The sequence below is a fragment of the Mycobacterium sp. NGS54 genome, from assembly GCF_059812465.1.
Genome location: NZ_JCALCS010000002.1, coordinates 811,129 through 825,537 on the forward strand (window position 1 = coordinate 811,129; position 14,409 = coordinate 825,537).

Annotated in this window: 16 protein-coding genes; all 16 read left to right on the plus strand. The window is 69.8% G+C overall.

Annotation, left to right across the window (positions count from 1 at the left end; genetic code table 11):
* The first annotated feature begins 12 nt into the window (after positions 1 to 12).
* Genes AC5Y5E_RS08635 through AC5Y5E_RS08710 form a run of 16 tightly spaced genes read left to right on the plus strand, consistent with a single transcriptional unit; the run spans position 13 to position 14,360 of the window.
* A complete protein-coding gene (locus AC5Y5E_RS08635) occupies positions 13 to 1,068 on the plus strand; it encodes an NADH-quinone oxidoreductase subunit B family protein (RefSeq protein WP_499902551.1) in 1,056 nt (351 codons plus the stop codon).
* A 42-nt stretch (positions 1,069 to 1,110) separates the two neighbouring features.
* The gene (locus tag AC5Y5E_RS08640; protein ID WP_499902552.1) at positions 1,111 to 2,910 is read left to right on the plus strand and encodes a nickel-dependent hydrogenase large subunit; all 1,800 of its coding nucleotides are present in this window, start codon (positions 1,111 to 1,113) and stop codon (positions 2,908 to 2,910) included.
* A gap of 3 nt (positions 2,911 to 2,913) precedes the next feature.
* Positions 2,914 to 3,816 (plus strand): NifU-related iron-sulfur-binding protein, encoded by a 903-nt coding sequence (locus tag AC5Y5E_RS08645; RefSeq protein ID WP_499902553.1) that lies wholly within the window; start codon positions 2,914 to 2,916, stop codon positions 3,814 to 3,816.
* Entirely contained in the window at positions 3,813 to 4,460 is a 648-nt protein-coding gene (locus AC5Y5E_RS08650; protein WP_499902554.1) for a DUF5947 family protein, read from the plus strand. Before AC5Y5E_RS08645 ends, AC5Y5E_RS08650 begins: the two co-directional genes overlap by 4 nt.
* Positions 4,457 to 5,110: a DUF6084 family protein gene (locus AC5Y5E_RS08655; RefSeq protein ID WP_499902555.1), complete on the plus strand. Its 654-nt coding sequence runs from the start codon at positions 4,457 to 4,459 to the stop codon at positions 5,108 to 5,110. Before AC5Y5E_RS08650 ends, AC5Y5E_RS08655 begins: the two co-directional genes overlap by 4 nt.
* A complete protein-coding gene (locus AC5Y5E_RS08660) occupies positions 5,107 to 6,429 on the plus strand; it encodes a hypothetical protein (RefSeq protein WP_499902556.1) in 1,323 nt (440 codons plus the stop codon). The genes AC5Y5E_RS08655 and AC5Y5E_RS08660 overlap by 4 nt, the downstream gene beginning before the upstream one ends.
* Positions 6,430 to 6,441: 12 nt before the next feature.
* Positions 6,442 to 6,561, plus strand: coding sequence for a DUF6893 family small protein (locus tag AC5Y5E_RS08665; protein ID WP_499902557.1), 120 nt, complete (start codon positions 6,442 to 6,444; stop codon positions 6,559 to 6,561).
* Between the two features lie 17 nt (positions 6,562 to 6,578).
* A complete protein-coding gene (locus AC5Y5E_RS08670; protein WP_499902558.1) occupies positions 6,579 to 7,076 on the plus strand; it encodes a hydrogenase maturation protease in 498 nt (165 codons plus the stop codon).
* Positions 7,076 to 7,342: a HypC/HybG/HupF family hydrogenase formation chaperone gene (locus tag AC5Y5E_RS08675; protein ID WP_499902559.1), complete on the plus strand. Its 267-nt coding sequence runs from the start codon at positions 7,076 to 7,078 to the stop codon at positions 7,340 to 7,342. Before AC5Y5E_RS08670 ends, AC5Y5E_RS08675 begins: the two co-directional genes overlap by 1 nt.
* A 1-nt stretch (position 7,343) precedes the next feature.
* Positions 7,344 to 9,716: a carbamoyltransferase HypF gene (gene hypF, locus AC5Y5E_RS08680; RefSeq protein ID WP_499902560.1), complete on the plus strand. Its 2,373-nt coding sequence runs from the start codon at positions 7,344 to 7,346 to the stop codon at positions 9,714 to 9,716.
* Positions 9,716 to 10,435 (plus strand): HypC/HybG/HupF family hydrogenase formation chaperone, encoded by a 720-nt coding sequence (locus tag AC5Y5E_RS08685; RefSeq protein ID WP_499902561.1) that lies wholly within the window; start codon positions 9,716 to 9,718, stop codon positions 10,433 to 10,435. Before hypF ends, AC5Y5E_RS08685 begins: the two co-directional genes overlap by 1 nt.
* Positions 10,432 to 11,100, plus strand: coding sequence for a D-sedoheptulose-7-phosphate isomerase (locus AC5Y5E_RS08690; RefSeq protein ID WP_499902562.1), 669 nt, complete (start codon positions 10,432 to 10,434; stop codon positions 11,098 to 11,100). Before AC5Y5E_RS08685 ends, AC5Y5E_RS08690 begins: the two co-directional genes overlap by 4 nt.
* Positions 11,097 to 12,203, plus strand: coding sequence for a hydrogenase expression/formation protein HypE (gene hypE / locus AC5Y5E_RS08695; RefSeq protein WP_499902563.1), 1,107 nt, complete (start codon positions 11,097 to 11,099; stop codon positions 12,201 to 12,203). The genes AC5Y5E_RS08690 and hypE overlap by 4 nt, the downstream gene beginning before the upstream one ends.
* Before the next feature lie 12 nt (positions 12,204 to 12,215).
* On the plus strand, positions 12,216 to 12,488 hold the full coding sequence (locus AC5Y5E_RS08700) for a HypC/HybG/HupF family hydrogenase formation chaperone (RefSeq protein ID WP_499879851.1): 273 nt from the start codon (positions 12,216 to 12,218) through the stop codon (positions 12,486 to 12,488).
* Positions 12,489 to 12,501: 13 nt separating this feature from the next.
* Positions 12,502 to 13,629: a hydrogenase formation protein HypD gene (gene hypD / locus AC5Y5E_RS08705; protein WP_499902564.1), complete on the plus strand. Its 1,128-nt coding sequence runs from the start codon at positions 12,502 to 12,504 to the stop codon at positions 13,627 to 13,629.
* Positions 13,626 to 14,360: a DUF6390 family protein gene (locus tag AC5Y5E_RS08710; protein WP_499902565.1), complete on the plus strand. Its 735-nt coding sequence runs from the start codon at positions 13,626 to 13,628 to the stop codon at positions 14,358 to 14,360. Before hypD ends, AC5Y5E_RS08710 begins: the two co-directional genes overlap by 4 nt.
* Positions 14,361 to 14,409: the final 49 nt, after the last annotated feature.

A 14,409-nucleotide genomic window follows, 5' to 3' on the forward strand; every position in this document is an offset into this window, starting at 1 on the left:
GAAAGCTGCAGCATGCCAACAGAAGCGGCAGTCAAAGCAGAAGAAACATTGATCCATGTTCTATGGATTAACGCGGGCCTCAGTTGCGACGGCGATTCGGTGGCGTTGACTGCCGCCACCCAGCCCAGCGTCGAGGAAATAGCCCTCGGCGCGCTCCCGGGCTTACCCAAGGTCGCGGTGCACTGGCCCCTGATCGATTTCGAGTGCGGCCCGAACGGAGGGGCCGACGACTTCCTCGAGTGGTTCTTCAGAGCCGATCGCGGCGAGCTCGAGCCGTTCGTGCTCGTCGTCGAGGGGTCCATCCCCAACGAGAAGATCAAGGATGAAGGGTACTGGTGCGGGTTCGGCAACGACCCGGCCACCGGCCAGCCCATGACCACCAGCGAGTGGCTGGACCGGCTGGCGCCGAAAGCCACCGCGGTGGTCGCGGTCGGGACCTGCGCCACCTACGGCGGCATCCACGCGATGGCCGGCAACCCGACAGGAGCGATGGGCGTGCCCGACTACCTCGGCTGGGACTGGAAGAGCAAGGCCGGCATCCCGATCGTCTGCGTCCCGGGCTGCCCGATCCACCCGGACAACCTGTCCGAGACGCTGACCTACCTGCTCTACATGGCGACCGGTCAGGCGCCGATGATCCCGCTCGACGACGCGCTGCGCCCCAAGTGGCTGTTCGGCAACACCGTGCACGAGGGGTGCGACCGCGCCGGCTACTACGAGCAGGGCGATTTCGCCACCGAATACGGCTCCCCGAAATGCATTGTGAAGCTTGGCTGTTGGGGCCCGGTGGTGAAGTGCAACGTGCCCAAGCGCGGGTGGATCAACGGCGTCGGCGGCTGCCCGAACGTCGGCGGCATCTGCATCGGATGCACCATGCCGGGGTTCCCGGACAAGTTCATGCCGTTCATGGACGAGCCGCCGGGCGGCAAGCTGTCCAGCACCGCGGTCGGGTTGTACGGCAGCGTGATCCGCAATCTTCGGGGCATCACGGGGCGCACCGTCGACAAAGAGCCGAAGTGGCGCCACAACGGCGACCAACTCACCACCGGGGCGCGCCGCACCTGGTAGGTCGCGGCACGCCTTCTTCTCACTGCACCTGGAGAGACTTCGATGACAACTATCGTTCCCGAGCCGAGCACCGCCAAGCGGGAACCGGGCCAGCTCGTCGAGATGGCCTGGGACCCCATCACCCGGATCGTGGGCAGCCTCGGCATCTACACCAAGATCGATTTCGAGAACAAGGAAGTCGTCGAGTGCCACAGCACCTCGTCGATCTTCCGCGGCTACTCGATCTTCATGAAGGGCAAGGACCCCCGCGACGCCCACTTCATCACCAGCCGCATCTGCGGCATCTGCGGCGACAACCACGCCACCTGTTCGTGCTACACGCAGAACATGGCGTACGGGGTCAAACCACCGCACCTGGGCGAGTGGCTGATCAACCTCGGCGAGGCCGCCGAGTACATGTTCGACCACAACATCTTCCAGGAGAACCTGGTCGGGGTGGACTTCTGCGAGAAGATGGTCGCCGAGACCAACCCAAGCGTGCTCTCGCTGGCGGAGAAGACCCAGGCGCCGCACGCCGACGCGCACGGGTACCGGACGATCGCCGACATCATGCGGTCGCTCAACCCGTTCAGCGGCGAGTTCTACCGCGAGGCGCTGCAGGTCAGTCGCTGGACACGAGAGATGTTCTGCCTCATGGAGGGTCGCCACGTGCACCCGTCCACGCTGTACCCCGGCGGCATCGGCACCGTCGCGACCATCCAGCTGATGACGGACTACATGACGCGGCTGATGCGCTACGTCGAGTTCATGAAGAAGGTCGTGCCGATGCACGACGACCTGTTCGACTTCTTCTACGAGGCGTTGCCCGGTTACGAGAAGGTCGGGCTGCGACGCACGCTGCTCGGCTGCTGGGGCTCGTTCCAGGACCCCGAGGTGTGCAACTTCGCCTACAAGGACATGGAGCGTTGGGGCAACGCGATGTTCGTCACCCCGGGCGTGGTGGTCGACGGCAAACTCGTCACCCACTCGCTGGTGGACATCAACCTCGGCATCCGGATCCTCTTGGGCAGTTCGTATTACGACGACTGGACCGACCAGGAGATGTTCGTCAAGACCGACCCGCTGGGCAACGCGGTGGACCGGCGCCACCCGTGGAACCAGCACACCAACCCGCATCCGCAGAAGCGGGACATGGAGGGCGGCAAGTACAGCTGGGTGATGTCCCCGCGCTGGTTCGACGGCACCGACCACCTGGCGCTCGACACCGGCGGCGGACCGCTGGCCCGGCTGTGGGCAACGGCGCTCGCCGGCCTGGTCGACATCGGCTACGTCAAGGCGACCGGCAACAGCGTCAAGATCAACCTGCCGAAGACCGCGCTGAAGGGCCCCGTCGAGTTCGAGTGGAAGGTGCCCAAGTACGGCAGCAACACGATCGAACGCGACCGGGCCCGCACCTACTTCCAGGCCTACGCCGCCGCATGCGCGCTGCACTTCGCCGAGAAGGCGCTGGCGGAAATCCGCGCGGGACGAACCAAGACGTGGGAGAAGTTCGAGGTGCCCGACGAGGCCATCGGTTGCGGCTTCACCGAGGCGGTGCGCGGCGTGCTCAGCCACCACATGGTGATCCGGGACGGCAAGATCGCGAATTACCATCCGTACCCGCCCACCCCGTGGAACGCCAACCCGCGCGACAGCTACGGGACGCCGGGCCCGTACGAGGACGCGGTGCAGGGTCAGCCGATCTTCGAGGAGAACGGCCGGGACACCTTCAAGGGCATCGACGTGATGCGCACGGTGCGCAGCTTCGACCCGTGCCTGCCCTGCGGCGTGCACATGTACCTCGGGAAGGGCAAGACCCTGGAGAGACTGCACACGCCGACCCAATCGCCTGTCGGGGAGTGACGCATGGCGGATCGCCCGAACCCCGATAACGACACGCAGTGGCGCGCAGCGGGCGATCGGATCCAGACACTCCTGGATTCCTGCGCGGCGGGTGGGGCGGCCGCCCACGAGCGCGCGCAGCAGTTGGTCCGCGAGGTGGTCGGGCTCTACGGGGCCGCCCTCGAACGGATCGTGCGAGCCGGCGACGCCGGTTTCGCCGAGCGGCTGGCCACCGACGACCTGGTGGCCAGCCTGCTGCTCGTCCACGGCCTGCACCCGCACGACGCGCACCGGCGGGTGTCCGACGCGCTCGACCGGGTGCGGCCCTACCTCGGGTCGCACGGCGGCGACGTCGACCTGCTGGAGGTTGTTCCCGTCGGAGCGACGGGAGAAATCGTGGTGCGGCTGGCGTTCAAGGGGAGTTGCAAGAGCTGCCCCTCGTCGGCCGTGACGCTGGAGCTGGCCGTCGAGGACGCGGTCCGGGCCGCCGCGCCGGAGATCTCGTCGATCGAGGTGGTGACGGCCGAGCCGGCGAGCAACGCGGCCGTGATCCCGACGGAATCGCTGATGGCGCACCTCCGTTCGAACGCGTCGAACGGGGCCGGCAACTGGCACCCGCTTCCCGAGGTGGCCGAGCTGGAGCCCGGCGACGTCGCGGGGTTCCGGGTCGCCGGCACCGCGCTGCTGGTGTGCAGGGTCGGCGACCTGCCGCTGGCCTACCGCGACCATTGCCCGGTGTGTGATGACTCGTTGGCGGGCGCGCGACTGAACGAGACGCAGCTCGGTTGCCCGCGCTGCGGCACGCAGTTCGACGTCGTGCACGCGGGCGCCGGCCCCGATGGAACCCACCTCGAGCCGCTCCCCCTGTTGCCCCGCGACGGGGTGCCCTCGGTGGCGCTGGCCGAACCGCTGGGAGCGCGCGCATGACGAGCCCGTATGACGTTCTGGCCCGCATCCGCAGCGACCGCGCGGCTCCCGAGCCGGCGGACGAGCGGTGCGAGATGTGCGCGGAGACGATCCCCGACGAGCACCAGCACGTTGTGAATGTGGCCGCCCGGCAGCTGATGTGCGTATGCCGGGCCTGTTATCTGCTGTTCACCGACCGCACCGCCGAACTGCGCTACCGGGCGGTGCCGGACCGGTATCTGGCTTTTGGAGGCTTCGCACTGGATCGCCGCGCGTGGGAGGCGCTGCAGATTCCCGTCGGCGTCGCCTTCTTCTTCACCAACTCCGCGCTGGGGCGCACCGTCGCCTTCTACCCCGGCCCGGCCGGGGCGACCGAATCCGAACTCGACCTTGCGGCCTGGAAGGCCATCGGCGGCGCCGATCCGCGGGTGGCCCTGCTGACCGACGACGTCGAGGCGCTGCTGGTCCGCGTCCCGGAGAACGGCGCGGATGATGCCGAAACCGCCGAGCCGCAAAGCTATCTCGTGCCCATCGACGCCTGCTACGAGTTCGTCGGGCGCCTGCGCATGCTGTGGCGCGGGTTCGACGGCGGCCAGGAGGCTCGCGCCTTCATCGACGACTTCTTTTCGCGGGTCGCCGCGCGCGCGGTGGAGACGCCACCATGAGCGGAGAGCACGTGGACGTGAACTTCGCGGTCCTCGACGTGGCGCCCGAACCGTACTCGGTGAGCCCGGTGCTGACCGCACGGGTCAGCGTCGCCGCAAGCGGTGACGACCCGGTGCACGCGATCGCCCTGCGCTGCCAGGTCCGCATCGAACCGCTGCGCCGCTCCTACTCGGAGGCGGAGGCGGCCGGGCTGCTCGACCTGTTCGGGCCCCGCGAACGCTGGGCCGCCACCCAGCGCACCTTCCTCTGGCAGCACGCCACCGCGATGGTGCCGGGCTTCGCCGGCAACACGACGGTCGCGCTCCCGCTGGACTGCACCTACGACTTCGAGGTCGCCGCCGCCAAGTACCTGCACGCGCTGCGCGACGGCGCCCTGCCCCTCCAGTTCCTTTTCAGCGGAACCATTTTCGTCAAATCCGAACGCGGGTTCTCGGTCCAGCAGGTGCCGTGGGACTGCGAGTATCGCTACGACATGCCGGTCGCTGTCTGGCGCGACCTGATCGAGCAGCACTATCCGAACACCGGCTGGGTGCGCCTGAGCCACGAAACCATCGCGGCGCTGGCGGCCTACAAGTCGGCGCAGGGGATGCTCGACCTCGACCACGCGGTCACCACGCTGTTGGGTGTCGACCGGGAGGAGGCCAAATGACCTCCGCCTGGGACCGGGCCCGCGCCGTCGCCGACGCGGTGCTGTACGAGGGCTACCTGCTCTACCCGTACCGCGGCACGTCGAGCAAGAACCAGTCGCGCTGGCAGTTCGGCGTTTTGGGTCCGCCCGGCGCCGCGGAGGCGGGCCTGGGCGAAGACGACACCCTGGCGGCGCAGTTCCTGGTCGACGGTTCCCAGGCGCTGACCCTGGTGGTCCGGTTCCTGCAGTTGCAGCACCGCGGGGCCGAGCGCGAATTCGCCCACGGCGCATTCGAACCGGTCGACGAGCTGACCACCGCGGCCGGGTCGTGGCTGACCTGGGACGAGGCGGTCGAGTGCGAACTGTCCTTCGGCCCGCTCGAGTTGGACGGTCCGCCGCGCACGCTGCCGGTCGCGGCGAAGGCCGCCACGGACGTCGAACTGCTCGCCGGGGGGCGGCTGGTCCGTGAGCGACGCGAGGTGCGCGGTGAGCTGACGGTCGCCAGCGAACCGGACGGCGACCTGCGCCGCGTCTCGGTGCGGGTGGCCAACGTCGGCGCGGCCGCGGCCGACAAAACCGATGCGATCGCGCGGTCCATGATCGGCACCCACCTCATCGCCGAAGTCGTTGGCGGTCAATTCGTTTCGCTGCTCGAGCCGCCGCCGAGCGCCGTCGCGGCGGCGGCGCGCTGCCGCCAGCACCGCTGCTTCCCCGTGCTGGCGGGCCCCGCCGGTACCCGCGACATCCTCCTGATCTCGCCGATCATCCTCTACGACCACCCCGAGGTCGCCGAACAGAGCAACACGGCGCTGTACGACTGCACCGAGATCGACGAGATCCTCACCCTGCGCGTGATGACGATGACCGACGAGGAGAAGGCCCAGGCCCGGGCCACCGATCCGCGGGCCGCGCAGATCATCGACCAGTGCGACGCCATGTCACCCGACGCGATGGCGCGCCTGCACGGGGTGCTGCGCGACCCGCACGCCCTGTCCGGGCTGGTGCCCGAGGTCCCCGAGGGCGTCGACTGGTGGGACCCGCTGGCCGACACCGCCGTTCGCCCCGAAGTCGACGCGGTCCTGGTGAACGGTGTGCGGGTCGCGCGCGGCAGCCGGGTCCGGCTGCGGCCGGCGCGCAACGCCGACGCGCAGGACATCTTCGTCGCCGGCAAGACCGCCCGCGTGACCTCGGTGCACGAGGACGTGGAGGGCAACAAGCACGTCGCGGTCGTCGTCGACGACGACCCCGCCGCCGAGCTGCACGACTGGTACGGCCGCTACCTGTATTTCTCCCCCGACGAGGTCGAGCCGCTCGAAGCCGGACAAACCGCAAATCCCTGAAAGGAGTTCGAAATGGAAGTCTTGGGCTGGATATTCATCGCCATCCTCGCGTTGGTGGCCGCGATCGCAGTCACGCTCGGACTGATATCGCTGCCCGACGCCCGCCGCTACCTGAAGCTGAGGCGGATGTAGCCAACCCGGGGGAACCGATGACAACGCGCATCCTGGTGGCCGGGATCGGCAACATTTTCCTGGGGGACGACGGTTTCGGCTCGGAAGTGGTCCGCAACGCCGAGGTCCCGCAGGACGACGCGGGCGGCAATTCCTGCGTCCGGGTCATCGACTACGGCATCCGCGGCATGCACCTGGCCTACGACCTGCTCGAGGAGTGGGATTCGTTGGTCCTCGTCGACGCCGTGCCCAGCCGCGGCAGCCCCGGCACGCTGCACGTGTTCCAGGCGGACTGCGAAGAGTCCTCGGGGGCAACGGGTTTGGACGCCCACAGCATGGATCCGGCGGCGGTGTTCACCAGCCTGCGGGCCCTCGGCGGCAGCCCGCCGTACACGGTGGTCGTCGGCTGCGAGGCGGGCAGCGTCGAGGAAGGCATCGGCCTCACCGAGCCCGTGGCCAAGGCCGTCCCCCGCGCCGCGCGTGCTGTCCAGGAGATCGTGGCCGCGCTGCAGACCGCGACGCGGGCGGACCGCTGATGTGCCTGGGGATCCCGGGTCAGGTGATCCGGATGTTGGACGGCTACGAGGGGCAGCTCGCGCTGGTCGACGTCACCGGTGAGGAGCGCCGGGTCAACGTCGGAATGCTGCCGGAGGAGACGTTCGCGCCCGGCGACTGGATAATCATCCACATGGGCTTCGCGGTGGAGAAGACCGACCGCGCCGGCGCGGAGGAGGCGATGGCCGGCCTCGAGCTGATGGGCAGGGGCCGCACCGACCCGACAACCCGCCCGGAGGGCGGTTGAGATGACCCAATCCCCCCTGATGCTGCGGGCCGATCCCTCTTGCGCTCGAGTCCGGCAGCGCTTCACCGTGACCGGTGTTGTCCAGGGGGTTGGCTTCCGTCCCTTCGTCCACCGCATCGCCAGCGAGCTCGGCCTGGCCGGATTCGTCGGCAACGATTCCGGCGCGGTGTTCCTCGAGGTGCAGGGCGACCGCGCCAGCGTCGACGAATTCGGGCGCCGGCTGCGCGCCGAGGCGCCACCGCTGGCGCGCATCGGCAGCGTGACCGTCACCGACCTGGTCGCCGACCCCGGGGGTGACCCCGAGTTCCGGATCGTCGAAAGCCGGACGGTCACCGGCGAGCGCACTTTTAAGACGCCCATCCCGCCCGACATCGCGGCGTGCGACGACTGCGTGCGCGAGCTGTTCGACCCGCGCGACCGGCGTTACCGCCATCCCTTCGTGACGTGCACCAACTGCGGGCCGCGGTTCACCATCATCCGCGCGTTGCCCTACGACCGCCCGGCGACCACCATGTCGACCTTCGCCATGTGCGAACGGTGCGCGGCCGAATACCACGATCCGGCGGACCGCCGGTTCCACGCGCAGCCGATCGCCTGCCCCGATTGCGGCCCGTCGCTACGGTTTTCGTCGGTGGCCGGTGAGGTGACCGGATCGGACGCCGCGCTGGCGGCCGCCCAACGGGCCCTGGCGGCCGGCGCCGTCGTCGCCGTCAAGGGGATCGGCGGGTACCACCTGGCCTGCGCGGTCGACGACGACACGGCGGTCGGGGCGCTGCGGGCCCGAAAGGCGCGGGGCGCCAAGCCGTTCGCCATGCTGGTCCGCGACCTCGATGTGGCGCGCCGCTGCGCGCACATCGACGCCGACGAGGCCGCGGTGTTGTCCAGCCCCGCCCGCCCGATCGTGCTGCTGCGCCGCCGCGATGTAGCGCCCGTCGCCGACGCCGTCGCGCCCGGCAGCCCGCTGCTCGGGCTGATGCTGCCCTACTCCCCGATCCATCACCTGCTGCTGGCGCCCATCCCCGGCGCCGCCGGACGGGTCCCCGACGCGCTGGTGCTCACCAGCGCCAACCGCTCCGACGAGCCCATCTGCTTCACCGATGAGGATGCCGCCGAACGGCTTGGAGCGCTGTGCGACGCGGTCCTCGACCACGACCGGCCGATCCACATCCCGTGCGACGACTCGGTGGTGCGCGTGGTCAGGGACGAAAAAGGGGCTCGGGAGTTGCCGATCCGCCGGTCCCGCGGTTACGCGCCGCTGCCGGTCGACCTCGGGCGGCCGGGTCCCGCTGTGCTCGCGGTGGGGGGGGAGCTGAAGAACACCTTCTGCCTCACCGACGGCTCGCGCGCCTACCTGTCCGGTCACGTCGGCGACATGGCCACCTGGGAGACGCTGCGGGCGTTCGAGCGCGCGGTCGGTCAGCTCACCGGGATGCGCGGCGAGCCCGCGCGATTGGCCGCCGACCTGCATCCCGGGTATCACACCCGGGACTGGGCGGAGCGCCACGCCGGCGAGCGACCGCTGGATCTCGTCCAGCACCACCACGCGCACGTCGTCTCGCTGCTGGCCGAGCACGGCCGTATCGGGCAGCCCGTCATCGGTGTCTCGTTCGACGGGACCGGGTATGGCTGCTACCAAACCATCTGGGGCGGTGAGATTCTCGCCCTCGGGACCGACAGCCACCGGTTCGTTCGGGCCGGCCACCTGCTGCCGGTGCCGCTGCCGGGCGGCGACGCCGCGGTGCGCAACCCGTGGCGGATGGCGCTGTCCCAGTTGTGGGCGGCCGGCATCGACTGGACCCCGGACCTGGCGCCGGTCGCCGCCGCGACCGAGGACGAATTGCGGCTGACCCGTTCGCAGTTGGACAGCGGCGTCGGGTGCGTGCCGTGCTCGAGCGTGGGCCGGCTGTTCGACGCGGTCGCCTCGCTGCTCGGGGTGCGGCACCGGATCGACTACGAGGGCCAGGCCGCCATCGAGCTCGAGGCGCTCGCGGAGTCGGCCCTGGGCGATCAGGGGCCGTCGCTGCCGCTGGCCGTGCGGGCCGACGGGGTGGTCGATCCGACGACCATGGTGCAGACGATGGTGGCGGCCCTCTACGCCGGCACCCGGCCCGCGCTGCTGGCCGCCGCCTTCCACGAGGCGCTCGCGGACGCCGTCGCCAAGGTCGTGCGCCACGTGGCGGGCGAGGTCCGGCTGGTGGGGCTCACCGGCGGGGTCTTCCAGAACGTGCTGCTGTTGCGCGCGTGCCGCACGCGCCTGCAGCGCAACGGGTTCGAGGTGCTGACCCATCACACCGTTCCGCCCAACGACGGCGGGCTGGCGCTGGGTCAGGCCGCGATCTCGATGCTGATGGGTTCGAAAGAAGATGATCGATGATGACCACCACCGCGATCGACCGCGGCCTGGGCGCGGAATTGGCCGAGGACCTGGCCGCCACCGCATTCACGCTGGCCAAGCGGTTCGCCGCGGGGGCGACCATGTGGTCCATCGCGCCGTCGTGGGAACCGCACGCGCTGCACATCGCGGTCGAGTTCGTGCATCCCGTGATCGTGGGCAAGCGGGCGCTGCCCGCGGTCGCGCTGACCGGCCCCGACCTGGTTGGCCTGGTGCGGGTGTCGGTGCGGCCCGGCGACATCGTGGTCGCGGTCTCCGGAGCCGACGACGCGCAGGTGCGCTCGGTGATGCGCCGAAGTCCCGCGTGGGGCGCGACCACGATCTGGATCGGCAGCGGCGAGCGGCCGACGGCCGGAATGGCGGATCACGTGCTGTGGCTCGACGACCCCGATCCGCGGGTGCCCGCGACGGGCGGCTTCGTGCTCTTCTACCACCTGCTGTGGGAGCTGACCCACGTGTGTTTCGAGCACCCGGGATTGCTGAAAGACGAATGTACGGACGATGTTTGCGTGACGTGCAGCGACGAGGGACGCCTGGGCGAGGTCGTCGGCCCGTCGGACGGCGGGCAGGCGCCGGTGCGCACCGCGCGGGGCGTCGAGGACGTGATCACCACGCTCGTCGATCCGGTCGCGGCCGGCGAGCTGGTGCTGGTGCACGCGGGCATGGCGATCAGCCGCGTCGGCGAGGAGGACGGCTCATGAGCCAGGACGAACCCACCAACTTCCTGTACCCGTTCATCGATGCGCAGGAGGACGACCCCAAGTCGCTGCTGGCCGACCTGGCCGCGTCGGCGCAGGCCAAGGCGGCGGAGAGCCTGGCGCTGCGGCGCTCGACCCTGGAGGCCAACGCCGACCTGCTGGAGGCGGCCGCCACCGAGATGGCGCGCCGGTTCGGGACGGGCGGCCGGTTGTTCACCTGCGGAAACGGCGGCAGTTGCACCGATTCCACGACTTTGGCGAGGCTGTTCGCCCGGCCGCCGATCGGCAAGCCGCTGCCCGCGTGGCCGTTGACCGCCGACCAGGCAATCCTGACCGCGCTGGGCAACGACGTCGGTTTCGAGTTGGTGTTCGCCCGCCAATTGATCGCGCGGGCGAAGGCCGGCGACATCGCGATCGCCATGTCGACCAGCGGCGGCTCGCCCAACCTGCTTGCGGCGCTGGCCGAGGGCCGCCGGCGCGGCCTGTACACCATCGGTTTCGCCGGCTACGACGGCGGCGCCTTCGCCCACGACCCGAACGTGGACGCCTGCTTCGTGGTTCGCTCGCAGAGCGTGCACCGCATTCAGGAATCGCAGGCGTTGCTGGGCTACCAGCTGTGGTTGAGCGTGCATGAACATCTCGGCGATCAGGGTCGGGGCGCGGCATGAGCACGGGCGAATACCTTTCGTCGGGGCCCCGCTTCGGCGAGGGCGAGGTGATCGAGCGGATCGAGTCGTTCCGCAGGCGCCGCCCCCGGTTGCTCGACGACCACGTGACGCTGGCCCACGGCGCCGGCGGCAAGGCCTCGGCCGCGCTGGTGGACGCGGTGTTCCTGGAGGCGTTCCGCAACCCACTGCTGGAGTCCCTCGGCGACGGCGCGGTCCTGACGCTGCCCGGCGGCGAGCGCCTGGCGATGTCGACGGACTCGTTCGTGGTGCAGCCCAGGCGTTTTCCCGGCGGGTCGATCGGCGAGCTCGCCGTCCACGGCACCTGCAACGACCTCGCGATGGCCGGCGCCGTGCCGGCCTGGATCTCGGCGGCGTTCGTGATCGAAGAGGGCTTCGGAATCGCCGAGTTGAAGGAGATCGTCGCCGACATGGCGGCCGCGGCCGCGGTGGCGGGCGTGCAGATCGTCACCGGCGACACCAAGGTGGTGCCCAAGGGCGCGGCCGACGGGTTGTTCATCACCACCACCGGGGCGGGCGTGATTCCCGAGGGGCGCTCGCTGTCGGCCGAGTCGGTGCGCACCGGCGACAAGGTGCTGCTGTCCGGGTCGATGGGCGACCACGGGATGGCCGTCATGCTCGCCCGCGGCGACCTCGCGATCGAGGCCGACATCGCCTCCGACACCGCGTCGGTCAGCCCGCTGGTGGAGCTGCTGCTGGCCGCCGCCCCGTCCACCCGGTGGATGCGCGACGCGACCCGCGGCGGGGTCGGCACCGTGTGCAACGAGCTCGCCCAGGCGTGCGGCCTCGGGGTGCTGCTGGAAGAGGAGCGACTTCCGGTGCGGCCCATGGTCAATGGCGCGTGCGAGCTGCTCGGCATCGACCCCTTGTACGTGGCCAACGAGGGCAAGTTCGTCGCGGTCGTCGCCCCGGCGGAGGCCGACGCCGGGCTGGCCGCGCTGCGGTCCCATCCCCTGGGCGCCGACGCGGCCGAGGTCGGGGAGATCGTCGCCGAACCCGCCGAAACCGTGGTGCTGCGCACCGGGTTCGGCGGAACGCGGATCGTCGACATGCTCGTCGGGGACCCGCTGCCGAGGATTTGCTGAAAGGAGCTGGCCATGTGTCTTGGGATTCCGGGCCGGATCGTCGAAATCACCGACCCGGCAAACTATCTGGCGAAGGTGGACGTCAGCGGCGTGCAGCGCACGATCAGCGTGCGCCTGCTGGAGGACGACATGCCCGAGCCCGACGACTGGGTCCTGGTCCACGTCGGTTTCGCCATGGCCAAGATCGACGAGAGCGAGGCGCTGCTCACCCTGGCCGCTATCCAGAAACTCGGCGAGGCCTATACCACCGAAATGGAAGCCTTCGACTCGTCGGCCATCATTTAAGAGGGGTACGCAGATGAAATTCGTTGACGAGTTCCGTGACCCGGCCGCGGCCCGCAAGCTGTTGGGCGCCATCGAGCGCCTGGCCAGTGGCCGTGAACAGTTCAAGTTCATGGAGGTGTGCGGCGGGCACACACACACGATCTACCGGCACGGCATCGAACACCTGCTGCCCGACAATGTGGAACTGGTGCACGGCCCGGGTTGCCCGGTCTGCGTGATCCCCATGGGCCGCATCGACGACGCGATGTGGCTGGCGGCCCAGCCCGACGTGATCTTCACCTGTTTCGGCGACATGATGCGGGTGCCCGGGTCGGCCGGCAGCCTGCTGGACGCCAAGGCCCGCGGCGCGGACGTGCGGTTCGTCTACTCGCCGCTGGACGCGCTGAAGATCGCCGTCGACAACCCCGACAAACAGGTGGTGTTCTTCGCCATCGGCTTCGAGACCACCGCGCCCTCGACCGCCGTGACGCTGGTGCGCGCCCGGGATATGGGCCTGGCCAACTTCAGCGTCTTTTGCAACCACGTCACGATCGTGCCGCCGATCAAGGCCATCCTCGAATCGCCCGATCTGCGGCTGTCGGGTTTCATCGGCCCCGGGCACGTGTCGACGGTGGTGGGCAACCGCCCCTACCGGTTCGTGCCCGAGGTATACCGAAAGCCGTTGGTGGTGGCCGGTTTCGAGCCGCTGGACATCCTGGCGGCGGTCGCGATGCTGCTGACCCAGATCCGCGAGGGCCGCTGCGAGGTGGAAAACCAGTACAAGCGCGTGGTGCCCGAGGGCGGCAACCCCGCGGCGCTGACGCTGATGGGCAAGGTGTTCGCGCTGCGCCCGCACTTCGAATGGCGCGGGCTGGGGTTCATCTCGCAAAGCGCGCTGCGGCTGCACGACGACTTCGCGGAATTCGACGCCGAGCTGCGCTTCGCGATGCCCGGCGTGCGCGTCGCCGACCCCAAGGCCTGCCAGTGCGGCGAGGTCCTCAAGGGCGTGCTCAAGCCCTGGGAGTGCAAGGTTTTCGGCACCGCGTGCACACCGGAGACGCCGATCGGCACCTGCATGGTCTCCCCCGAGGGGGCGTGTGCCGCCTACTACAACTTCGGCCGCATGCATCGCGACGCGGTGAAGCTGGTGGGGCGCGCTTGACCGATATCGCCGGTGCCGAGATGTTCGCCCGGTACGCGTACGCCCCCAACGCCCTGGGCTACTGCGGTCCCCCGCTGGGGGCGACCCTGCGCGACGGTTCCGTCGACGAGGTGCGCCGCGCGGCGACGGGGTTTTCCGGGGCGTGGCCCTACCTGCGGGTGCTCTCCGAACTGACCGGCATCGCCGACCCGCTGGACTATCGGCTGGTCGAATCCTATTGGCTCGGCGGTGGTCTCGGAGCCGGCCTCGACCCGCAAGACTTCTTCGACGCGCTGCTGGCGATCATCGGCCCGCAAGCGGGCCGGTACTGGTCACACCTCACGCCCGGGCTGGCCCACGAGGCCGCCGCCAACCACTGCTTCCACGTGTTCGGGGTGTACCCGTGGACCCGGTTCCTCGGCCGCGGGATGGATGAACACCCGCTGAGCGTCCTGGACAACTGCCGGATCACCTGGGGCACAGTCGTTTCCCGCGATGGCGACGACGTCGAGGTGCTGTGCCGCAAGCTGCTCTGGGACGGCCGGGCGCTATCGCTGTCCGAGCCCGCGGTCCGCCCGCTCGACGTCTGGGCCGACGGCTACAGCGCCGTGCCCGACGTCGCCGTCGGCGACGAGGTCGCGGTGCACTGGGGCCGGCTATGCGGCCGGGTCTCACCGGAGCAGGTTCGCGCGCTCGCCGACAGCACCGATCGTCAGCTGCGGGTGACCAGTCAGCGGCTGACGCACGTCTAGGCAAGAATCGCGCAAGGATTAGGCAAGGCGTCCGCCGGACTCTTTGCAC